General features: G+C 56.1%; 25 protein-coding genes and 1 pseudogene. 1 reads left to right on the top strand and 25 read right to left on the bottom strand.

Going from position 1 to position 20,436, the window contains the following annotated elements:
- Window positions 1-55: 55 nt before the first annotated feature.
- From Q7F15_RS06655 to Q7F15_RS06590, 14 genes and pseudogenes are all read right to left on the bottom strand, one after another.
- Window positions 56-550, bottom strand: coding sequence for a DivIVA domain-containing protein (locus Q7F15_RS06655; protein WP_171564355.1), 495 nt, complete (start codon window positions 548-550; stop codon window positions 56-58).
- 94 nt (window positions 551-644) lie between these two features.
- Window positions 645-1,418 carry a YlmH family RNA-binding protein gene (locus Q7F15_RS06650; RefSeq protein ID WP_212131844.1) on the bottom strand — a complete coding sequence of 258 codons (774 nt, stop codon included), beginning with the start codon at window positions 1,416-1,418 and terminating at the stop codon, window positions 645-647.
- A 13-nt stretch (window positions 1,419-1,431) separates the two neighbouring features.
- Entirely contained in the window at window positions 1,432-1,701 is a 270-nt protein-coding gene (locus Q7F15_RS06645; protein WP_171564357.1) for a YggT family protein, read from the bottom strand.
- Window positions 1,702-1,726: 25 nt separating this feature from the next.
- Entirely contained in the window at window positions 1,727-2,152 is a 426-nt protein-coding gene (locus Q7F15_RS06640) for a cell division protein SepF (RefSeq protein ID WP_171564358.1), read from the bottom strand.
- A 29-nt stretch (window positions 2,153-2,181) separates the two neighbouring features.
- Window positions 2,182-2,880, bottom strand: coding sequence for a YggS family pyridoxal phosphate-dependent enzyme (locus Q7F15_RS06635; protein WP_171564359.1), 699 nt, complete (start codon window positions 2,878-2,880; stop codon window positions 2,182-2,184).
- Window positions 2,877-3,725, bottom strand: coding sequence for a peptidoglycan editing factor PgeF (gene pgeF / locus Q7F15_RS06630; protein WP_212131843.1), 849 nt, complete (start codon window positions 3,723-3,725; stop codon window positions 2,877-2,879). Before pgeF ends, Q7F15_RS06635 begins: the two co-directional genes overlap by 4 nt.
- A 68-nt stretch (window positions 3,726-3,793) precedes the next feature.
- Window positions 3,794-4,078 (bottom strand): YlmC/YmxH family sporulation protein, encoded by a 285-nt coding sequence (locus Q7F15_RS06625; RefSeq protein WP_171564361.1) that lies wholly within the window; start codon window positions 4,076-4,078, stop codon window positions 3,794-3,796.
- Window positions 4,079-4,304: 226 nt separating this feature from the next.
- Window positions 4,305-5,084 (bottom strand): RNA polymerase sporulation sigma factor SigG, encoded by a 780-nt coding sequence (sigG, locus tag Q7F15_RS06620; RefSeq protein WP_171564362.1) that lies wholly within the window; start codon window positions 5,082-5,084, stop codon window positions 4,305-4,307.
- Window positions 5,085-5,291: 207 nt separating this feature from the next.
- Window positions 5,292-6,014 (bottom strand): RNA polymerase sporulation sigma factor SigE, encoded by a 723-nt coding sequence (gene sigE / locus Q7F15_RS06615; RefSeq protein ID WP_171564363.1) that lies wholly within the window; start codon window positions 6,012-6,014, stop codon window positions 5,292-5,294.
- A gap of 1 nt (window position 6,015) precedes the next feature.
- The gene (gene spoIIGA / locus Q7F15_RS06610; protein ID WP_171564364.1) at window positions 6,016-6,975 is read right to left on the bottom strand and encodes a sigma-E processing peptidase SpoIIGA; all 960 of its coding nucleotides are present in this window, start codon (window positions 6,973-6,975) and stop codon (window positions 6,016-6,018) included.
- 201 nt (window positions 6,976-7,176) lie between these two features.
- On the bottom strand, window positions 7,177-7,743 hold the full coding sequence (cobU, locus tag Q7F15_RS06605) for a bifunctional adenosylcobinamide kinase/adenosylcobinamide-phosphate guanylyltransferase (protein ID WP_212131841.1): 567 nt from the start codon (window positions 7,741-7,743) through the stop codon (window positions 7,177-7,179).
- Window positions 7,744-7,786: 43 nt separating this feature from the next.
- Window positions 7,787-8,565, bottom strand: a pseudogene (locus tag Q7F15_RS06600) (ABC transporter ATP-binding protein).
- A 4-nt stretch (window positions 8,566-8,569) separates the two neighbouring features.
- Window positions 8,570-9,607 (bottom strand): FecCD family ABC transporter permease, encoded by a 1,038-nt coding sequence (locus tag Q7F15_RS06595; RefSeq protein WP_171564367.1) that lies wholly within the window; start codon window positions 9,605-9,607, stop codon window positions 8,570-8,572.
- The gene (locus tag Q7F15_RS06590; RefSeq protein ID WP_171564368.1) at window positions 9,607-10,611 is read right to left on the bottom strand and encodes an ABC transporter substrate-binding protein; all 1,005 of its coding nucleotides are present in this window, start codon (window positions 10,609-10,611) and stop codon (window positions 9,607-9,609) included. Before Q7F15_RS06590 ends, Q7F15_RS06595 begins: the two co-directional genes overlap by 1 nt.
- A gap of 344 nt (window positions 10,612-10,955) precedes the next feature.
- On the opposite strand from Q7F15_RS06590, the gene Q7F15_RS06585 reads away from it, so the two are divergent.
- Entirely contained in the window at window positions 10,956-11,309 is a 354-nt protein-coding gene (locus Q7F15_RS06585) for a YmaF family protein (protein ID WP_253264220.1), read from the top strand.
- A gap of 116 nt (window positions 11,310-11,425) precedes the next feature.
- Here Q7F15_RS06585 and Q7F15_RS06580 read toward each other — a convergent pair whose 3' ends face one another.
- From Q7F15_RS06580 to murB, 11 genes are all read right to left on the bottom strand, one after another.
- On the bottom strand, window positions 11,426-11,731 hold the full coding sequence (locus Q7F15_RS06580) for an IS3 family transposase (protein WP_304415276.1): 306 nt from the start codon (window positions 11,729-11,731) through the stop codon (window positions 11,426-11,428).
- 35 nt (window positions 11,732-11,766) lie between these two features.
- Entirely contained in the window at window positions 11,767-12,279 is a 513-nt protein-coding gene (locus Q7F15_RS06575; protein WP_304415275.1) for an IS3 family transposase, read from the bottom strand.
- 17 nt (window positions 12,280-12,296) lie between these two features.
- Window positions 12,297-12,593, bottom strand: a complete 297-nt coding sequence (locus Q7F15_RS06570) for a helix-turn-helix domain-containing protein (protein WP_171566349.1) — start codon at window positions 12,591-12,593, stop codon at window positions 12,297-12,299.
- 107 nt (window positions 12,594-12,700) lie between these two features.
- Window positions 12,701-13,846 (bottom strand): cell division protein FtsZ, encoded by a 1,146-nt coding sequence (gene ftsZ, locus Q7F15_RS06565; protein ID WP_171564370.1) that lies wholly within the window; start codon window positions 13,844-13,846, stop codon window positions 12,701-12,703.
- Window positions 13,847-13,998: 152 nt separating this feature from the next.
- Window positions 13,999-15,249, bottom strand: a complete 1,251-nt coding sequence (ftsA, locus tag Q7F15_RS06560) for a cell division protein FtsA (RefSeq protein WP_171564371.1) — start codon at window positions 15,247-15,249, stop codon at window positions 13,999-14,001.
- Window positions 15,250-15,388: 139 nt separating this feature from the next.
- A complete protein-coding gene (locus Q7F15_RS06555) occupies window positions 15,389-15,736 on the bottom strand; it encodes a small basic family protein (RefSeq protein WP_171564372.1) in 348 nt (115 codons plus the stop codon).
- Window position 15,737: 1 nt separating this feature from the next.
- Window positions 15,738-16,487, bottom strand: coding sequence for a DUF881 domain-containing protein (locus Q7F15_RS06550; RefSeq protein ID WP_171564373.1), 750 nt, complete (start codon window positions 16,485-16,487; stop codon window positions 15,738-15,740).
- Between the two features lie 17 nt (window positions 16,488-16,504).
- Complete coding sequence (locus Q7F15_RS06545; protein ID WP_171564374.1) at window positions 16,505-17,212, bottom strand: DUF881 domain-containing protein; 708 nt, start codon at window positions 17,210-17,212, stop codon at window positions 16,505-16,507.
- 33 nt (window positions 17,213-17,245) lie between these two features.
- Window positions 17,246-18,037, bottom strand: coding sequence for a cell division protein FtsQ/DivIB (locus Q7F15_RS06540; RefSeq protein ID WP_171564375.1), 792 nt, complete (start codon window positions 18,035-18,037; stop codon window positions 17,246-17,248).
- A gap of 169 nt (window positions 18,038-18,206) precedes the next feature.
- The gene (gene murA, locus Q7F15_RS06535; RefSeq protein WP_171564376.1) at window positions 18,207-19,463 is read right to left on the bottom strand and encodes a UDP-N-acetylglucosamine 1-carboxyvinyltransferase; all 1,257 of its coding nucleotides are present in this window, start codon (window positions 19,461-19,463) and stop codon (window positions 18,207-18,209) included.
- A 15-nt stretch (window positions 19,464-19,478) separates the two neighbouring features.
- Window positions 19,479-20,384, bottom strand: coding sequence for a UDP-N-acetylmuramate dehydrogenase (murB, locus tag Q7F15_RS06530; RefSeq protein WP_171564377.1), 906 nt, complete (start codon window positions 20,382-20,384; stop codon window positions 19,479-19,481).
- Window positions 20,385-20,436 lie beyond the last annotated feature (52 nt).

Genomic DNA, 20,436 nt, shown 5'->3' with positions numbered 1-20,436 from the left:
AGTGATGAAAAGTTTGCAAATATTATAGTACCATCATGGCCTGAACGTCAACGGTTTATTCCGCCATCAGAGCGGACGTCGTGGAATCTGCCTGCTCGAGATCGTCCCATGCCCCGTTATCCAGCATCTCCAACTGGGCTTCGAGCAGCGTGCGGAAGCGCATCCGATAGACAGAGGCGCGCTTTTTCAACTCTTCGATCTCGATGGCGATCTTGCGGGATTTCGCCAGTGCTTCATTGACGATCCGGTCGGCGTTTTTCTCCGCTTCTTTCAGGATCAACTGCGCTTCCTTGCGGGCGTTGGCCTTGACATCCTCGGCCGTCTCCTGAGCCACAAGGATGGATTTGCTCAGGTTCTCCTCCATGCTCTTGTAGTGTTCCACCCGCTCGTTCAGCATGGCGACACGCTCTTCCAGTTCCTTTTTTTCCTTTATCAGGAGTTCGAAGTCCTTGATCACCTGATCGAGGAACTCGTTCACTTCGTCAATGTTGTAACCGCGAAAACCCGTGCTGAATTCCTTATTGTGTATGTCCAATGGCGTTAAAGGCACATGAACCCCTCACTTTTTCCGGTAATCGTACCCAAATTCTTCGACAGGTTTATCCGCATTTCCTGCCGGAATTTGCAAAATTATTGAGCCCGTCTCAGGTGAGTCGCCCGACGATCATGCGCAGCCGTCCGCTGCGCGTCGGCCCGGACACGTCCAGCAGCTTGAACCGTCCAAACCCGGCCAGCGACACCATGTCGCCAGGCTCCAGCAGATGCGACGGGTCGTCCACCACTTTCCAGTTGACTTTCAGTTTGCCCGCCCGGATCGGGACCAACGCCTTTGCCCGCGACAGGTTGTACACCTCGCCGATGACCGCATCGACACGCGGCGACGGAACCGTGATCACCTTTTCCGCATACCGGGGAGCGGGCGGCTGAAACGACTCCCAATCCACCCGCTCAAATTGGACCGGCGTCCGGTGTATATGGGTCACCTGTGAACAGATGAAATCGGCTACCTCGTCTGCGATGACGACATGGATCGCCTCTTCGGCCACGATCATGTCGCCAAATTTCTCCCGCTTCAGCCCCACGTTCAACAGCGCACCCATCACATCCCGGTGCTCCAATGTATGGAAGCGCTGGTCAGCGGAAATCCGCAGCAGGGCCAGGCGGTAGTCCTCAGGTTCGGGCACGATGTAATCGGGATGGAGCAGCACGCGCACCCGCTCCGCTCCGTCGTAGCCTCCGCTGGCCGAGACGGACACGTCACTTACCTGCGAGGTCAGGCTCTGCATGATCGCAAGCTGCCTCGGGTCCAGAAAATCAGTAAGGCGCATGGCCTGCTTCCGCTCTGTCAGCGTCAGCATCTCCAGCGCCCGTTCCGCAAAGGGACGTTCTTCTTTTCGAAAATGATCAAACACGCTCATGCCGTCACGCACCTCACAGCAGCAGTTGCTGCAGGATCGCATTCAGGCCCCTGTGGGCGAAGTTGAGTGCGATCAGCGCCACGATTGGCGAGATATCGATAAAGCCGAGCGGCGGGATAAAGCGGCGAAATGGCGCCAGATACGGCTCCACCAACCGCTCCAGCAGTTGACCAATGGGCGTTTCCCGCATCTGCGGCACCCACGACATGAGCACGTAGGCAATGACCATGAATTGATAAATGGTAAAAGCGTAATACACAATGGTAAAAATGGCCGTTGTCATTCACTCACCCTTTTGCTAGGTTCTCTTACTCTTCGACGACACTGGAGATCGTCCCCTGAATGTCGACGTGATCCGGCGTGCAGACAAAGATGTAGTCGCCCACCTTTTGAATGTCACCGTTCAGCGCGTAGACCGTTCCGCTCAAAAAATCGACGATGCGCTTCGCCTGTTCCTTATCCACCCGCTGCAGGTTGACGACGACCGGCCGGCGGTGACGGAGGTTGTCAGCGATGTCCTGCGCGTCGCTGTAATGTCGTGGTTCACATAAAACCAACCGAATGCCCTCCTTTTCCCGAGCCTGAAACGGCACCACGTTGTTGGCGCGAGGCGCCGGCTGCCGTTTGGTGAAAGACTCCCGCTCCTGCTCTTCGCGCTCCTCTTCCACCGTCTCTTCAATGTATTCTTCGTTATCCAATCCAAAGAACCCCATGATCTTGTTCATTACGCCCATGGCCATCCTCCTCTCGTGCAGCGTTGCGGTCATTCCGGCTTAACCAGGACCGAACCAAGCCGGACATATGTCGCTCCTTCTTCAATCGCCACTTCAAAATCGTTGGACATGCCCATCGACAGCTCTTCGATTGCAGCGTGCGGAAAGTTCCAGCCGTTGATCCGTTCTTTCCATTCCCGCAGGCCGCGGAACACGGGTCGCGCCTCCTCGGGATTTTCGACAAAAGGCGCCATGGTCATTAATCCGACGATCTTTATATGATTCATATTACTGGTTTCCTGCAAAAAAGCCAATACATCATTGGGACTAAGCCCAAATTTTGTCTCTTCTCCAGAGATATTGAGCTGCAGAAAACAGGAAACGACACGGTCCAGCGCTTCCCCGCGCTTGTTCAGCTCCCGGGCCAGCGACAGCCTGTCCAACGAGTGGATGTGTGCAAATTTGCCCACGACGTCTTTTACCTTGTTGGTCTGCAGATGGCCGATGAAATGCCACGTCCCCAGGTGGCCGTAGCGCTCGAATTTGGGCAGTGCATCCTGCACGCGGTTTTCCCCGATATGCTCCACCCCGATGGCCAACAAATCGCCGATCGCGTCGGCGTCGACGTACTTGGTGACGGCGATGACTTTCACCTCTTCCCGCTTCCGGTTGGCTCGATCGCAGGCGGCCGCGATGCGCTCTTCGACGGCTGCCAGCCTCGCTTTCAGCATTTCCCTCTCTCTCGTCACGATTCGTTCACAGCTCCTTTTTCAGACTCTCTCCATCCGATAAACGATGCCATCCGGCCCGTTTTCCCCGCCTCCCTGCGGTGAGAGAAAAACAGGTCGGTCCGGCAGCTTGTACACCATCCCGTCCGCAGCACGCGCTCTGGCGCAACGCCGCATTCCGCCAAAATCTCCGTGTTCAGACGAGGCAGATCCAGCATGTATCGGCCGTTTTCCCGGGGCGTCACGGCGTCTTCCCAGCGAGCAGCCGCCGTCCGTACCCGTTCCATGATTCGCTCGTCCACTTCATAGCAGCAGCCGCCGATGGCAGGACCGATCGCCACCAGCAGCTCCTCCGCCCTGCTGCCGTAGTGACTTTCAAACGCCCGCACCATTTCCTCGGCAATACGCGCCACCGTCCCCTTCCAGCCGGCGTGGGCCAAGCCGATCGCCCGCGACACCGGGTCGAGGAAAAACAGCGGCACGCAGTCGGCATAAAAGGACGTGAGCAGCACGCCCGGCTGATTCGTATGCAGGCCGTCTGTCGCCGGAATGACGTCGTCCAGGCTCTCCCTGCCCGCTCCCATGGATTGGGCGGTCACCTGGCAGACCCGGCTGCCGTGCACCTGATCCGCGCACGTCCAGGCTTCAAACGACATGCCCAGTTCCGCTGCCAGCTTGCGCCGGTTGGCCACCACACGGTTCGGGTCGTCTCCCACGTGCAGGCCCATGTTAAAAGAGTGGTACGCTCCTTCGCTCACTCCGCCGTTTCTGAGGGTAAACCCGGCCGCCAAGCCGGGAAAGCGCTCTTCCCACTCGCGCAGATGCAGCAGCGCGCCGCCCTCTCTGCCAACAAACGGTTCGTTCATGTTGTCACCTTCCTTATATGGCTTATGATACCACAGCCCAAAAGAAAAGAAAGGCTCTCTCGCCTTTCTTACGCCCGGTATTCGTCTTCCCCGCCGGTTTTTGCCTCTACCCGCATCGACTCCTCCAGGCGAACCAACACGACGTCCTTGCCGATCTTGATGATGTTGCGCCAGGGAATCACGTAGTCGTTGCCCGCTGAAAAAAACCCGAGGAATTTGCCCGGTCCGGGGACGACAATCGCCTCCACCCGCCCGTGGCGCAGGTCTATCTCCAGATCGGATATCTGCCCCAGCCGCTTGCCATCCAAAATGTTCACCACTTCTTTGGTCTGGAAATCCGAGATTTTGACCATTTTTCCTCACCTACTTTTTCTCCGTTAGTTCAAGTATATGAACGGGCAGACAAATATGCCCCGGGGAGCGGTGAAAGATTGGACCGGCGTCACGGCGCGTCGATTGCAGAGTCCCATCACGACTTGTAAATTTCACAACTTTCAGACTGTTTCAGTCGCCGAGCAGCTTATACAGAAACAAAAGCCTCCGACGCTGATGGCATGGAGGCTGCTGATGATAAACCCATTACGATTGCACGTGTTTTTGCATGTGGGCGATGGCCGCTTTTTCCAACCGGGAGACCTGTGCTTGGGAAATGCCGATCTCCTCCGCCACTTCCATCTGCGTCTTGCCTTCGTAGAACCGCATGGAGAGAATCATCTTCTCCCGTTCGCCCAGCCGCTGCATGCCCTCGCGCAGGGCGATTTCTTCCACCCAGTTGGCATCCCTGTTCTTCTCGTCGCTGATCTGGTCCATCACGTAGATGGGATCGCCGCCATCCTGATAGATCGGTTCAAACAGCGAGACCGGGTCCTGAATGGCGTCCAGCGCAAACACGATGTCTTCCTTGGGCACGTTCAATTCCTGGGAAATCTCCGTGATGGTGGGTTCCCGCGAATGCTTGTTGGTCAGATTGTCCCGCACCTGAAGCGCCTTGTACGCGATATCCCTTAGGGACCGCGACACGCGGATCGGGTTGTTGTCCCGCAGGTAGCGGCGAATCTCCCCGATGATCATCGGCACGGCGTACGTGGAAAATTTCACGTTTTGGCCGAGGTCAAAGTTGTCGATGGCCTTCATCAGGCCGATGCAGCCCACCTGAAACAGGTCATCCACGTACTCGCCCCGGTTGTTGAAGCGCTGAATGACGCTCAGCACCAGCCGCAGGTTTCCATTGACCAGTTTCTCCCGCGCTGCCAGTTCGCCGTTCTGCAGGCGTTCGAACAGCTCCCTCATCTCTTTGTTGGTAAGCACCGGAAGCTTTGAAGTGTCCACCCCGCAAATCTCTACCTTGTTGCGCGTCACGTCTTACCCTCCTCGAAGCAAGAAAGTTCCCAACCCGGTTGTCTTGAAAGGCCGCGTACCGACGCATCGCCGGATGAAAGAAAACTCGGCGAAGGCCGAGCTTTGCGGCGAGAGCGAGCCGTGTATAGGCGGTTTTACGAGCAAGTGGCGTTGCCACTCTCTGGCACGGTTTAGGAACAGTATCTCCTTCGATTGGGAAATTATGCGCTACACCATTTTGTTGAATTCTTTTCGCAACCGTTTTATAATTCGCTTTTCCAGACGGGAAATGTACGACTGGGAGATGCCCAACAGATCGGCGACGTCCTTTTGCGTCTTCTCTTCTTCTCCCGACAATCCGAAGCGCAGCTCCATGATGATGCGTTCTCTCTCTGTCAGCTTATCCAGCGCTTTTTTCAGCAGCTTGCGGTCCACCTGGTCTTCGATGTTCTTGTAAATGGTGTCGTTGTCCGTCCCCAACACGTCGGAGAGCAAGAGTTCGTTGCCGTCCCAGTCGATGTTGAGCGGTTCGTCGAACGACACTTCCGAGCGAATCTTGTTGTTCCGCCTGAGGTACATGAGAATTTCGTTTTCGATGCAGCGGGAAGCGTAGGTGGCCAGCTTGATGTTTTTCTCCGGATCAAACGTATTGACCGCCTTGATCAAGCCGATCGTCCCAATGCTGACCAGATCCTCGATGTTGATCCCCGTGTTCTCAAATTTGCGGGCGATGTACACGACAAGCCGCAGGTTGCGTTCGATCAGCATGCTGCGCACGGCGGGATCGCCGGACGGCAGCCGGCTCAGGAGAATCTCTTCTTCTTCTCTGGTCAGCGGCGGCGGCAGGGCTTCACTTCCCCCTATGTAGTAGATCTCTTCGGCGCGTGCACCAATCCACAGCAGGAAACGGTACCAGAGCAATTGGAGTTGCAGGCGAAGTTTCACATACATACTAGCCCTCCTGTTCGCGTAAGGGAGTTAGGTTTTGGTCATCGCTTTGTATGATGGCGGGGTGCACGATGGCTTGATACCGGCCGTCGGCGGCCAACGGGATCGGATTGAGACCGATCAGCACCTTCCTGGCAAGGTAGCGGGCGCCATTTTGCACGACAATTACTTCGTCCGGCTTGACGGCGAGCAGAAAATCCATCCCTCGGGACACGCTGCGGTAGGGAATCAGCCGCAGCCGCGACTGCCATTCGGCGGGCACCTGCTCGAAGACCCCGTCCAGGTTTTCCCATGCCGTTGGGCTGCCGATCCGCTGACGAAGCGAAGCCGGCAGGATATGGGCAACCAGTTCGCTCTCCACAATCATCACCGGCTGGCGGGTAATCGGTTCGTGGAGTTGGTTGCCAGTGTCCACCAGTCCGCGACAGACGACGCTTTCCCCTGCGATCGTCACCGTCACCTCGGCGAGGAACGCCTCGATCCGTCGCGGCTCTTGAACGGCATGGTAGCTCTTCCGGCTGAGGACAAAGACGAGGGAAAACCCCATGGCGAGAACGCCCAGCGTCGGTTTGAACCCGACACCGAAGCCGTCACTGTGGAGAGTCACCAACCCGTTCAAGATCTCGTTGTGTGAGGCAAGGAAATACTGCAGGCCAAACACCCCGCCGCCGAAGATGAAGGCCACGAAGTAGAAAATGGCGAGATTGTGCAGAAAGGCTCGCAGTCTTCGATTGCCAAACGCGATCCACAGCATGAGAACGGAAAACAACAGCTTCACGGTCCACTGGTACATCGAGGCGAAGGAAGGGAGAAAGAAAAACGCCAGGTACATCGACCCGAACAGAGAAGCAAGCAGGATCCTCCACCATATAACCCGCTCTTTGCGAAAATAGGCCGTAAACCAGAGCAGCAAGGTATCAATGGCCACATTCAGGAGTAAAATGATATCAAGATAGACGATCATCTGCCTTCACCCCCGCCCGGCAAAGACAGTATATATCAATGTGTATGTAAAGTCTGTCAATTCTTGACCGTGTTTTTTCGGATTTTTTGTAGAAGGGACCAGGCGGGGGCTGAGGGCAATTTCGTGCGGGGCACAACCCCTAAAATAAAACGAAAGGGCTGTCGTCACGATGTGTACGACAGCCCTTTATTGTTTTGATCGTCACGGGCGAAAGGCGCGCGATTTCAGCTCCACCGGAATGCCTGCTGTCACCAGAAACACCTGGTCGCTCGCTTCCGCCACCCGCTGATTCATGATGCCGGCCGCATCCCGGAACATCCTGCCAAGCGGATTGTCGGGAACGATGCCGTACCCCACTTCGTTGGAGACCAGCATGATCGTCCCCGGAAACGACCGCAGCACGTCCACCAGTTCGTCCACCTTTTCCAGCGTACGCTCCATCGGCTGCTCCTGTTCAAATTTCAAGAGCCAATTGGACAGCCAGAGTGTCAGGCAATCGACCAGGACCACGCGCTCGCCCGAGCCGATCGCCGGTTCAAAGGAGAGCCCGCGCAAAAAGCCGGCAAGGTCGTACGGTATCTCATGCGTCTCCCACGAAAAGGGCGACTGCTCGCGGCGCTGACGATGGCGGCGTACCCGCTCCCGCAGTTCCTCGTCAAAAACGGGGGATGTGGCGATGTACACGCCTTGTACCCCGAGACGGGCCGCGTACGTTTCCGCAAACGTGCTCTTGCCGCTCCGCGCACCGCCTGTAACCAGCACGATCATGCCCATTTCCTCCTCTCGTATCCGACACGCCGACGACACACTGCTAGCTGCATCCCGATTGCAGCAGGATTTGCGGCGATTGGCGCACCGGGTGTTCAATCACGATCGGCTGGGTGCCGTACACCTCCCGAATCACATCGGCATGCAATATCTCCCGAGGGGCCCCGATCCGACACGGCTGCCCCTTTTGCAGCAAAAGGAGACGGTCGCAGTACAGCGATGCCAGATTCAGATCGTGCAGGACGGCGATTACGGTCACACCCTCCTGTCTCTGCCAGGCGCGGACCATATCCATGAGCTGCACCTGATAGCCGATGTCCAGGTATGTCGTCGGCTCGTCCAGGAGCAGAAGCCGGGGCTGTTGGACCATCGCCTTGGCCAAGGCCACCCGCTGCTTCTCCCCCCGCTCAGCCATTCCAACGTGCGGTGCTCGAGGTCGCCCAACCCGAGCATCCGGATGATTGCGTCAACCAGCGAAGCGGCGTTCTCCCGCTCTTCCCCGAGCCAATTTTGATACGGATACCGCCCCATCTCCACCACGTCCCTGACGGTAAACCCGACCGCCGGCAGGGGCTCCTGCTGCAGCACGGCAATCCGGCGGGCCCGCTCCTTGCGCGAGTACGCTTCGAGCGGTCGGCCATCCAGCCAGATGTGCCCCTCATCGGGGGATTCGACGCCGGACAAAAGCTTCAACAAAGTGGATTTTCCGCTGCCGTTGGGGCCGATGATGCCGAAACACTCCCCGCTTTCCACGGAAAAATGAACGTCTCGCAGAATTGGCATGCCGTCGTACGCCTTACCCACTCCGTCAACCCGTACCATCCGTCTACCTCCTCGCCAGCCGTTTGTTTTTCTTCAGCAAATAGGCAAAGAACGGCGCGCCCAGAAAGGCGGTGACCACCCCAAGCGGAATCTCCGTCGGGGCCAGAATCGTGCGTGCCAGCGTGTCCGCCCACAGCACATACGCGGCACCGTATATCACCGACAGCGGCAGCAGCAGGCGGTAGTCCGGGCCTACCAGCAGGCGGACCAGATGGGGCACCACCAAGCCGACAAAGCCGACGACCCCGGCAATGGAAACGGCGGCGGCGGTCAGCAGGGCGGACACACACAGCACCACCAGTTTTGTCCGTTCCACATGAACCCCCAGGTGAGCGGCCTGTCTTTCACCCAGTGCAAACAGGTTTAACGTTCGGCTGTAAGCAGCCAGCACAATCAGTCCGCCACCAAGGTAGGGCACCAGCACGGACGAAAACGCCCAGCCCCGGTACGCCAGACTGCCCATCAGCCAGAAGACGATTTCGTTCACTACCTGATCGGAGAGCGAGACCATGAACGACACCAGCGATCCCAGGAATGCCTGAATGACGACGCCCGACAGCAGCAGGGTTTCGACGTGAAACATGCCGTTCGTGTTGGCCAGCCTAAGGACTGCCCACAGACTGACCAGGCCGGTCAGAAAAGCAGCGATGGGAACGGTCCATTGGCCGAGCAGGACAAACTGGAAGCCGAACAAGATGAAGAAAGCGGCACCGACGGCAGACCCCGAAGCCACTCCCAGGGTGTAAGGATCGGCCAGCGGATTGCGCAGCACGCCTTGGAAACCGGCGCCGGCCAGCGACAGACAAGCCCCGACGAGAACAGCCAGCATGATTCGGGGAAACCGCACTTTCATCACGATCTGCTCAGACGACGCCGGCCAGTCGGCAGGGACGTGCTGCCCGATCACTGGAAGTTGATGAAGCAGGATAGCCCACACCTGGGAGATAGGCAGGTGGGCCGCTCCCAGTGACAAGCTGACTACGACCGAGAAGAAAAGGAGCAGGCAGCCTGCTCCTCCCCAGAGAAACAATCGCGTTCTCATCATTTCACCCGATCCGGGTAAATCGCTTTGGCCACCTCATACAGCCCTTGGGTGATCCGGGGGCCCGGGCGGTTCAGCACATTCTGGTCAACACCGACGATCCGCTGATCGCGGACGGCCGTTATCTTGTCCCAACCGCTTCGCTTGCGGATGATCTGCTCCAGGGTCTGGCCGCTTTTATCATCTGTCACGCCGCTCGCATACAGGATCACGTCCGGGTCTTCGTTTAGCACCTTCTCCTCGCTGATCGGGTTCCAGCCTTCCATGTCGTTGGCGATGTTTACGCCTCCTGCCAGTGTGATCAGCTCGTCCATGAATTCACCCTTTCCGACGGTCCAACCGGGTGCGAATTCAACATACACCTTCTTCCGTTCGTTCGGCTTGACGTCCTGCACGGCGTTTTTCACCCGCTGGATGTCTTCCTTCATCTGTGCGACGAGCGTCTCCGCCTGTTCCTGCCGGTTGGTAATCTGACCGAACAGCAGGATGTTGTTCAGGATGTCCTCCGTCGTGCGGGGGTTGGTCTTCCAGACGACCAGGCCAAGCGAACGCAGTTTTTCCGCCACTTGATCCTGCATGGAAATACCCGTAATCACCAGGTCGGGCTGCTGGGCAATGATCGCCTCCTCATTGGGATTGACGATGCCCCCTACTTTCGGCTTGGCTTTGGCTTCCTCCGGGTAATCGTCATAATCAGAGACGGCCACCACACGGTCGCCCAACCCCAATGCAAACAAGATTTCCGTTTCAGCCGGGGACGTGGAGACAATCCGCTCCGGCGCCTTGGCAAACGTATAGGCGGTGCCGGTCGCATCTTTCAGCGTGAGGGGATAACTCGTCTGTTTGGTGCCGGCAGTCGTTTTCTGGCCTGTATTCTGATCTGTGCCGACCGTCGCCGGCGCAGGCGCCTGGTCCGAACCGCCCGTGGTCGGTCCGCTGCCGCCGCAGCCGCCAAGCAGCGCCACGACCAGCGCACCCGTTACAAGCCACAGGGATCGTTTCATCGTTCACTCTTCCTTTCCATATGTATAAATGTATAAAAACTTTCTGGCAGCCCACCGTAAAGCGAAAAAACCCTTTGCATCCGCCGGGAAACAAAGGGTCAGCAAGCACCCGCTGCCGGAATACGATTCGATAGGTATGCGTCAAACCCGTCTGTCATTATATCATTGAGGCGGCAAAAAAAGAAGATACACGGCAAGGGAAAAGCTGCCGTGATCCCTCCCGGAGACGAGATTCCGTACGTTCTCGCAGAATTTGTCGTGATGCGATAGGCATCTACCGTTTCCAGATTTCCCCGGATGGCATGTTATGTAGAAACGTCATTCTTTTGAAAGGCGGTATTCTCTTGCGAAAAAAACGGTCCGATCAGCACACCCATGCCGTCGATTTCATTCGCTTCTCCGACACTCCGGGACACATTCATGCGTATTCGACCCGCACCAGCTTCAACCACGGTCATCGCCACCAGGTGCGGGGACGAACGTCGGGGCCCTACCCGGTCCCGGGCAGGGGTCACGTCCACTACTACGAAGGCGTCACCTCGTTTGACGACGGTCACGTTCACTATTTTCGCGGATGGACCAGTCCGCCCATTCCGCTTCCCGGCGGCGGCCATTATCACACATTTGCTGGTGAAACGACGCTCAACGATCGGCATATCCATTCTTACCGGGGACGCACCAGCGAAGGCTACCGCTGACACATCGACGAAGGCTGCCACTGACCCGTCTGCCGTCCGGCGCAGACAATCAAAAAAACCTTGTTCCCTAAGTGGTTAAGACCCCATTTTGTAGACACTTAAAAAACCCCCGGCCGTTAGGCCGCATGCTGACGCCTGTACTCGACTGGCGTCAGCTTATTTAATTTGATTTGCAAACGCTCCTCATTGTAAAAACGAATGTACTCCTCAATTCGTCTTTGCGCCTCATCCAAACTTCGAATATCATAAGGATAGAGAGCTTCTGCCTTTAAGTGCGAGAAGAAACTCTCCATAGGGGAATTGTCTAAACAATTGCCCCTTCGGGACATGCTGATTCGGGCGCCAACCTTTTGCAGCATGTCGTGGTATGCATGGGACGTGTACTGGAAGCCTTGATCGCTGTGTACGATCAGTCCAGTCACGTCCTTATGCTTTTCAAATGCTTTCCGAAACGTCTCTAGGTCTCTAGGACAAGGACATTGTCATTGTGTAAGCTCACATGGTGCGCCACGATTTCGTTGTGAAACAAGTCTTTAATCGCAGATAAGAAGATACGTTGATCTCCTACACGAAACTGGGTAACATCGGTGACCCACTTCTGGTTCGGTTTCTCGGCTGTGAAGTCACGCTTCAACAAATTTTCGGCAACACGACCATCTGATTCAGCCGCTCGATACGTGCTCCGATACGCTCGTTTGCCACGAATAATGGCTTTCAGCCCAAGAATTTGCATGAGCCGTAACACCTTCTTATGATTCACAACCTTGCCGTATTGACGAAGGAGTTCCGCTTGAATTCTTCGATACCCATATATTCCTTTTCGTTCATCATAGATGGTTTGAATCTGCTGTTTCAGTTCTCCGTCTCTATCCCACTCCTTCTGTGCAAGATATCGATAATACCCACTCCTCGATACACCAAGAAGTTTGGAGAGTTCGGTAATCGGGTACAATGCTGCCACATTCTCCATCACACGATACTTTTTTCTTACACCTCCCGCATCCAGATTTCCAAACACTTTTTTAGAATTTCGTTCTCCCGTTTCAATTTTTTCACATGTCGATCTTGATCGATGTACTCTGGACGTCGTCCACGCTGATCCAAAAGACCGAACTCCCCAAGTTGTTTGTATTTCCGCATCCATTTTTTTACTCGATCCTTATCCTGGATTCCTAAATGCTCAGTGATACGTCTGTATGTCCACTTCTCCTCTACATGCAATCGTATTGCCTCCATTTTCAACGACAAAGGATAATGCTTGAACTTTTGACCTTTGATAGCCATAAAAAATTCACCCCTTAAAGTAACATCGGTTATCCCAAGGGGTTTTTCCAATGTCTACTTTAAGGGGTGCACTCTACAAGAGGAACAAGGTTTTTTTACGTCCGTCCCTATTTTTTGTTGCGACGGCGGTTGCGCAGAAACGCCGGGATGTCCAGGTTGTCCAGATTGCTCATGGAGAAGAACGATTTTTCTTCTTCCTCCTCCTTGCTGCGGACCGTATTGGTATTGGAGATCGGCGTCGGACGGTTGGTCGCAATCGGCTGCTGTTGCGTACGACGGGCTGCAGCCGCCTGTTTTTGGTTGTCTTCAAAACCGGTGGCGATAACCGTCACGACAATCTCGTTCTTCAATTCCTCGTTGATGACGGCACCGAAGATCATGTTGACGTCCGGATCGGCAGCGGACGACACGATGTCGGCAGCTTCGTTCACCTCATACAGGCTGAGATTGGTACCGCCCGTAATGTTCATCAGCACGCCGCGAGCACCATCGATTGACGTTTCCAGCAGCGGGCTGGAAATGGCACGGCGAGCTGCCTCGGCCGCACGATTTTCTCCGCTACCCACCCCGATGCCCATCAGGGCGGAGCCGCGTTCGGTCATGATCGTCTTCACGTCGGCAAAGTCCAGGTTGATCAGACCGGGCACCGCGATCAGGTCGGAAATGCCCTGCACACCTTGGCGCAAAATGTTGTCCGCCTCGCGGAACGCTTCCAGCATCGGTGTGTTTTTATCCACGATTTCCAACAAACGGTCGTTTGGAATCACGATCAGCGTGTCCACTTTTTCCTTCAGTGCGGCAATCCCCATTTCGCCCTGCATGGCACGCTTGCGCCCTTCAAACGAGAACGGACGGGTAACCACGCCGACAGTCAATGCGCCAAGTTCCTTCGCGATTTCAGCAACGACGGGAGCGGCACCGGTGCCGGTACCGCCGCCCATCCCTGCGGTCACAAACACCATGTCTGCGCCGCGCAAGGCGTTCTCGATCATCTCGCGGCTCTCTTCTGCCGCTTTTTTACCGATTTCCGGGTTGGCCCCGGCACCCAGGCCGCGCGTCAGCTTCTCCCCGATCTGCAGTTTGATTTCTGCATTGGACAGTTGAAGCGCTTGCGCATCCGTATTCAGGGTGATGAATTCCACTCCTTTGACGCCGCCAGCAATCATACGGTTCACCGCGTTGCTTCCGCCACCGCCGCAACCGATTACTTTAATTCGCGCAAAGGATTCCATCTCCATATCAAATTCCAGCATCTTGCTAGTCCTCCCCAATTCAACATGAGAAAAGCTTTGGCTGATGAAGCCTGCGGGGAATGCGGCAGACGGCCGTATTAGTTGGCCGCAGCGGGACATTGTCAATCCTCTGCCGATTCGCCCGATTTAAAATGTTTTGCGGTTGCAGTCGGTTAGATAAACTCGCTGAACCAGTTTTTCACTTTCTCCATGAAGCCGCCGCCTTCCTTCGGCTTGGAAACGGCCTGCTTCTGCACCGCTTTAATCGGAGCGGTGTTGTTTACGTTGCGCCGCTCCAACTGCTGCAGGGCGTACTGAATCAGACCCACGCCGGTGGTATAGGCGGGGTCCCGCACCCCGATGTAATCCGGGATGGCGATGCGAACCGGCGCGTCCAGTTCTTCCTTGGCCAGCTCCAGCATGCCCGGCATCGCCACGGTCCCCCCCGTAAGCACGTATCCGCCGGCGATTTGATCACGAAAGCCCAGCTTGTACACGGCCTCATCCACGAGGTTGAAAATCTCCGCCGCACGCGGTTCGATGATTGTGGCCAGATCCACCTGGGTAAACTGTTTTTCCACATCGCTGCCGATGCGGGTCACTTTAAAGGTGACGTCGTCGGAAGCTTCATCAATCAGGGCACAGCCGTGCTTCATCTTGACGCGGTCTGCCACGTCGGTATGCGTGCGCAGGCCAAGCGCAATGTCATGGGTGATATGGTCTCCACCGATGCCAATGACGGTGGTGGCCGCCAGTTTCCCATGTTTGAAGACACCGATGGTTGTGGAACCGGCACCGATGTCGACGAGGACGACACCCATGTTCTTGTCGTCCTTGGAAAGCGCCACGGTGCTGGAAGCAAGCGGCTGCAGGAAAATTCCCGCCACACGCAGGTTGGTGCGTTCGGCGCAGCGCACAATGTTATGTACGACCGTTTTCAGGCCGGTTACAATTGTTCCTTCCATTTCCAGCCGGACGCCGATCATGCCGCGCGGGTCCTTGATGCTGCCTTGTCCGTCCACGATGTATTCATTCGGTACGACCTCGATTATTTCTCGGTCAGGCGGAATGGCAACAACTTTCGCTGCCTGAATGACGCGTTGAATGTCTTCCTCTCGTATTTCACGGTCCTCGCTGGAAACAGCGACAACCCCTTGAGTTTCATGCAGCTCAATGTGGTTCCCGGTTATACCGACATACACTTCGTCTATCGATACTCCTACCATGCGTTCTGCATGGTCAACAGCTTCCCGGATGGCATGCACGGTTTGGTCGATGTCGACGATCACGCCCTTTTTGATTCCTTCGGAGTGGGCCTGGCCGACACCGATGATGTTGATGGAACCGTTGTTGACCTCGCCAATCATGACGCGAACTTTGGACGTTCCTATATCTAGGCTGACGATAAGTTCATTACTTACCAAACCTGTGACACCTCCCCTGCTACGACTTTCGTCATCGAGTAGTGAATCCATCTGCGTAATTTATTCCACACAGGACTACCATTCCCTTTTTTTCATCATGAATTTTTGTAAAAATATGACCTTCCTCCCAAGAACCACCCTACTCCTGCTCGTTGATCCAGCGAGACAATACGATCCGGCGGATGACCGCCAGATTGTTGAACAAGCGGACCCCAAACGCAACGATGGCTGCCAGGTACAGGTCAATGCCGAGAAAACCGCCCATAAAGGCCAGCCCGGCCGCAAACAGCGTGTTGAAAAAGAAACCGGACATGAAGATGCGCACGTTGAACGTACGTTCCAGATACGAGCGGATGCCGCCGAAAATCGTGTCCAATCCGGCCAGGAGGGCGATGGAGAGGTAGCTAGAGTATTCCTGCGGCACGCGCCAATCCAGCAGCAAGCCGACAGCGATGCCGACAATCAAACCGACGAGCGGGAGCCACATGTTACGAATCTCCTTTTTCTTTGACAGGTTTCATGTATTGGATGACGTGCGGCTCACGATTGGCGGGAATGACAAGCTTGTCCCGCTTCTCGGCCACAATGGTCTTGTTGGCGAGCTTGAAATTCTCTTCCACGCCCTCCAGCTTCAAGGCGGACAGGAGCACATCCGGCTCCCCCAGCGCCTTCAATTCATACGGCGGCTGAATCGTCTTCGTGTCGACCTGAATGGCGTCGCCGACCAAGCGGATGGACGTTGTGGCGATCAGACGGTGTCCGTTGATGGAAACCGCTTGAGCGCCGTTGGCAAAAAGGATGTTGACAAGCCAGCGCAAATCCTCGTCGTCGACCGTATAGCCGCCTGCAACCGCTTCGTGAGAGGACATGTCCACCGCCGGATCGGCCGGCGGCTGCTCTGCTTCCACGATACGCAGCTCAATCCCTTCTCCCTCCACGCTGACCATGCCCGCCATGCGGCGGTTGCGTTCCAACTCTTCCTTCATGACGGAGATGCTTTCGTTTTCGTTGAGAGCCGTCTCGTACTGATAGTAGAGCTGATTGTATTTGGAAATATCGGCCAGCAGATTCTTGTGTCTTTCTAGCTCTTTTTGCAGCGTCGTGCGCAGTTCTGCGATGCTGCGGGACTCCTTCTGCACCGGATGCAGGTTGCTGCGAAGCTGTACCGTCAACATAACACCTATGATAGCACTAATAAAGGCGAGAATAAACGTGATTTTACGGTTTTTTTGCGACATGGAAAATGCTTCCCCCGTCAGGAGTGTTTGGTTTTGGCGTCACCGACAAAGGCAGGCAGGACCACCTTGTCCTTTTTTGCCACCTCGATCTGCACGAAATCCCGCAAGGTGCTGAGGACGCCGCCCGGCAGATTAAGTGCGCTTTCCAGCGTGTTCGGATCGCCAATGGCGGTAATGACGAACGGAGCGGCTGACTTGATGCCGTTGACGATGATCGTGGGGCCGACACAGCGGATGGACGAGTTGCTGACCAGTCGCTGGCCGTTGATGCTGATTGCTTCGGCTCCGGCAGCGCGCAGTTCGTTGACCACCAGGCGCACATCCTGCTCGTGGACGATGTAATTGGTCACATCAGCGCTGCTGGCCGCATTTTGACTGTCCTGCATCGTCACGACGACGCCCGGTCCCTCGACCGGCACGACGCCGGCCATCATCCGCGCCGCTTCCAACTCGCTGAGAATCGCCGCCGCTTCCGACTTGCGCTGAGCCATCGCCTCCTCCACCTTGCCCACCTGACGCTGCAGGTCCAAGAGCTGGTCCTCAAGCTGGCGGTTCTGCTCCTTCTCCGCCAGGATGCGCTCGTTGAGCTGTGTCTCCTGCTGAAACTGCTGGTCGTTCATGCGTTCCGTCCGCAGCAGTTTGGTCGTTTCGATCGAAGTGGCGATGAGAAACCCGGTACAGAACGTGACGATGGTTAAATACAACTGAAACTTGTGACGACCCATTGGCTGCTTCCCCTTTTATACAGTACTAAGACACTACGACTGTGGAGGCTGTGTATCACCGGACTGCAGCGGGATGGGCGCATCCGGCGTTCCGTACGGCACAAACCACGGCTGCTCAAACAGCGAGAGCACTCCCTTGACGCCCTGCGGCAGTTCCTTGGCAATCGTCGGATACCAGTTGAGCATGGAGTCCAGTTTGTGCAGCACGCTGCGCACTTCGTTGCCGTCGCGCATGTAGAGCGTCACGCGCTGCTTGTCGTACGCCGTGGGCGTCAGCGTGATGTCGGAGATTTCACCAAGCACACCCGGCGACAACTTGGCCAGCGCCTTCGCGAGCTGCGGGAGCAGTTCCGGTGCCGACCAGGAGCTGATCAGCGGCCTGTCCACCACGCGATTGGCAAAATTGACCTGCTTGAGCACCCGCCCGTTTTCCAGCAGCGGATAACGGCTGCCGTCCGGTCCGTTCCAGAATGCCACACGCCGATACTCCTCAACATGCAGTCGAATCACGCCGGGAAAGGAACGCTCGACGGACACGTCCTTGATTCCCTCCAGCGGCTTCAGGCTTGTCCGCACATCGGATTCCCACACGTTGAGAAACTGCATCCCGATGACCAGACCGGAGTTCTTCACAACTTGCTCGGCAGGGTAGATATCGTTTCCGTACACTTGAATCTGCTGAACCTTGCTGTATGGTGAGCGAATAAACACGATGACAAGGATGATCAGAAAAAACAAGCCGAGCAGAAACACCAGCTTGCGGTTGACTCTGCGCTTGGGGCGCTGTTCCTTGACATGCGGAATGCGTTCTTCGTATACCGCCATGAGCCTACCCTTCCTCAATAAGCTGTCGCACGCGCAAGAACATGAAATGCGCGGCGACTGCGTACATATGGTTTACACAAAAAATGGATGTTCATGGATTATCTGACACCGTACAAAACAGGGAAAGCGGCATATCCTTATGCCGCTTGTCACTCTACAACCACCTGAACTATGTCGACGTGCGGGTAATCTCTGCCCCAAGCTGGCGAAGCTGCAATTCCAGCCGTTCGTACCCGCGGTCGATGTGATGAATCTGCGTTACCGTTGTGGTGCCTTCCGCGGCCAAGCCGGCGAGCACAAGTGCGGCACCTGCCCGTAAATCGGTTGCTTCCACGTTCGCAGCCGTCAGTTTGTTGACGCCGCGAATGATCGCAGAACCCAGGTCGACGTATACGGAGGCGCCCATTCGCGCCAATTCGTTTACATGTTTGAACCTTCCCTCAAATATGGTTTCCTTGATGACGCTCGTTCCCCTGGCCTGCGCCAAAAACACCATCAATTGCGCCTGCAAATCCGTCGGAAACCCCGGGAAGGGAGAGGTGATGATCCGTTCGTAAGCGCGGGGTCGAGTCGTACTCTTGATTTCCATTATATCATGGTGGGTCTTGATTTCAACACCACAGCTACGGGCTACCTCGATCAGGGCGGTGAGGTGTTCGGGAATGGTGTTGGTCAGCTCGATATGACCCTGGGCGATACCTGCCGCCAGCAGAAAGGTGCCCGTCACAATCCGGTCCGGAATGATCCGGTAGCTGACCGAACGCAGACGCGTAACGCCGGTGATCTCGATCGTATCGGTGCCGGCGCCGCGAATCCGCGCTCCCATGGCGTTCAGGAAATTCTGCAGGTCAACAATCTCCGGTTCACGCGCCGCGTTGCAGATGCGCGTCGTCCCCTTGGCGAGCACTGCCGCCATCATGATGTTTTCCGTCGCTCCCACGCTGGGGAAGGACAGAAAGATGTTGGTCCCGCGCAACTGCTCCGCCCGAAACGTGATGTAGCCTTCCGCTTCTTCGATTTTTGCACCCAGTGCGGACAATCCCGCGAGGTGCAGATCAATCCGGCGCTCCCCGATATCGCATCCGCCCGGTCTGGATATGGTTACCTCGCCCAGGCGAGCGAGGAGCGGCCCCGCCAGAAATATGGAAGAACGCATCTGGCCCATCAGCTCATCTGGCACGTGCGGTACAGAGACAGACGTTGTATCCAGATCAACACATCCGTCCGCATGCTTCGCCTTGGCCCCCAAGGCCGTCAGGATCTTCAACATCACCTCGATGTCTTTGAGATGGGGAACGTCGTAGATATAAAATTGCCCTTCCGTCAAAACGGATGCGGCAAGGATGGGTAGGGCAGCGTTCTTTGCTCCTTGGATCCGAAGCGTGCCGGACAGAGGTCTTCCGCCATCGATCGTAAAAGTCTCCAAACTTTCACCTCCGTGTTACCCCTCGCCCACCACCAACACTTCCGGATGCATCTCGACGCCGAATTTTTCTTTGATCGTACATCTGATGTGATCCATCAGGGTGAGGACGTCGGCAGCCGTGGCCCCTCCGCGATTGACGATAAAGTTGGCGTGTATCTCAGAGACCTGAGCTCCTCCAATCTGAAAGCCTTTTAATCCGGCCGCTTCGATCAGCCGTCCGGCGTGATCTCCCGGCGGATTGCGGAACACGCTGCCGGCGCACGGCATCTGCAGGGGCTGCGTCTGCCGGCGGCGATCCTTGTACGCAGCCAGTGTGGCCGCAATCTCCTTGCGGTCGCCCTTGCGCAGACGGAAGCGCGCCTCAAGCACGATTCCCTTGCGCTTTTGCAGAAGAGACGTACGATAGCTGAAGCTCAGCTCTTCATTGCTCAACACCTTTACCTCGCCATTTTCGAAGAGTATCTCGGCTTCTAGTAGAATACGTGAAAGATCAGATCCGTGAGCCCCCGCATTCATGTAGACGGCTCCGCCTACTGTACCAGGAATGCCTCCCGCAAACTCCATGCCTGTTAACCCCATCTTGCCTGCCTCCACCGCCAGGCGGATCATGGAATATCCGGCACCCACACACACCTCTTCGCCCCTGAACTCGCAGTGACTCAAGCCCTCAGCCACCTTGAGCACGGCTCCGCGAATCCCTCCGTCCCTCACCAGAAGGTTGGAACCGCGCCCAATAACACTCCAAGGAATTTCGTGACGATGGATGATTTGCAAGGCTTTCTGCAAGGATGCTTTATCCTTGGGTTGGATTAACAAGTCAGCAGGACCCCCGATCCGCCACGTCGTATGGTTGGCGAGAGGTTCATTGGTCCACACTTTTCCAATACCTGCTTGCCTCAACTCATCTGCGATTTGTTTCATCTGTGAACCTCCTGATACACATGCTAGGTCGGACCTATGTCTTATCACGTGT

The organism is Brevibacillus aydinogluensis, assembly GCF_961514395.1.
Classification (GTDB): domain Bacteria; phylum Bacillota; class Bacilli; order Brevibacillales; family Brevibacillaceae; genus Brevibacillus; species Brevibacillus aydinogluensis.
Note: the sequence above shows the minus strand (reverse complement) of the source record. Positions and strands in the feature narration are given on the sequence as shown.

Bases quoted from the DNA above. Each gene is read 5' to 3' on its own strand.
- Q7F15_RS06575 (WP_304415275.1), bottom strand. From the start codon at position 12,279: ATGGAGAATGTGGCAGCATTGTACCCGATTACCGAACTCTCCAAACTT.
- ftsZ (WP_171564370.1), bottom strand. From the start codon at position 13,846: ATGCTGGAATTTGATATGGAGATGGAATCCTTTGCGCGAATTAAAGTA.
- cobU (WP_212131841.1), bottom strand. From the start codon at position 7,743: ATGATCGTGCTGGTTACAGGCGGTGCGCGGAGCGGCAAGAGCACGTTT.
- Q7F15_RS06625 (WP_171564361.1), bottom strand. From the start codon at position 4,078: ATGGTCAAAATCTCGGATTTCCAGACCAAAGAAGTGGTGAACATTTTG.
- Q7F15_RS06645 (WP_171564357.1), bottom strand. From the start codon at position 1,701: ATGACAACGGCCATTTTTACCATTGTGTATTACGCTTTTACCATTTAT.
- pgeF (WP_212131843.1), bottom strand. From the start codon at position 3,725: ATGAACGAACCGTTTGTTGGCAGAGAGGGCGGCGCGCTGCTGCATCTG.
- sigE (WP_171564363.1), bottom strand. From the start codon at position 6,014: ATGTATGTGAAACTTCGCCTGCAACTCCAATTGCTCTGGTACCGTTTC.
- Q7F15_RS06555 (WP_171564372.1), bottom strand. From the start codon at position 15,736: ATGTGGCTCCCGCTCGTCGGTTTGATTGTCGGCATCGCTGTCGGCTTG.
- Q7F15_RS06590 (WP_171564368.1), bottom strand. From the start codon at position 10,611: ATGAAACGATCCCTGTGGCTTGTAACGGGTGCGCTGGTCGTGGCGCTG.
- Q7F15_RS06545 (WP_171564374.1), bottom strand. From the start codon at position 17,212: ATGGGTCGTCACAAGTTTCAGTTGTATTTAACCATCGTCACGTTCTGT.
- Q7F15_RS06540 (WP_171564375.1), bottom strand. From the start codon at position 18,037: ATGGCGGTATACGAAGAACGCATTCCGCATGTCAAGGAACAGCGCCCC.
- Q7F15_RS06550 (WP_171564373.1), bottom strand. From the start codon at position 16,487: ATGTCGCAAAAAAACCGTAAAATCACGTTTATTCTCGCCTTTATTAGT.
- murB (WP_171564377.1), bottom strand. From the start codon at position 20,384: ATGAAACAAATCGCAGATGAGTTGAGGCAAGCAGGTATTGGAAAAGTG.
- Q7F15_RS06650 (WP_212131844.1), bottom strand. From the start codon at position 1,418: ATGAGCGTGTTTGATCATTTTCGAAAAGAAGAACGTCCCTTTGCGGAA.
- Q7F15_RS06595 (WP_171564367.1), bottom strand. From the start codon at position 9,607: ATGAGAACGCGATTGTTTCTCTGGGGAGGAGCAGGCTGCCTGCTCCTT.
- Q7F15_RS06640 (WP_171564358.1), bottom strand. From the start codon at position 2,152: ATGGGCGTAATGAACAAGATCATGGGGTTCTTTGGATTGGATAACGAA.
- Q7F15_RS06570 (WP_171566349.1), bottom strand. From the start codon at position 12,593: ATGGCTATCAAAGGTCAAAAGTTCAAGCATTATCCTTTGTCGTTGAAA.
- spoIIGA (WP_171564364.1), bottom strand. From the start codon at position 6,975: ATGATCGTCTATCTTGATATCATTTTACTCCTGAATGTGGCCATTGAT.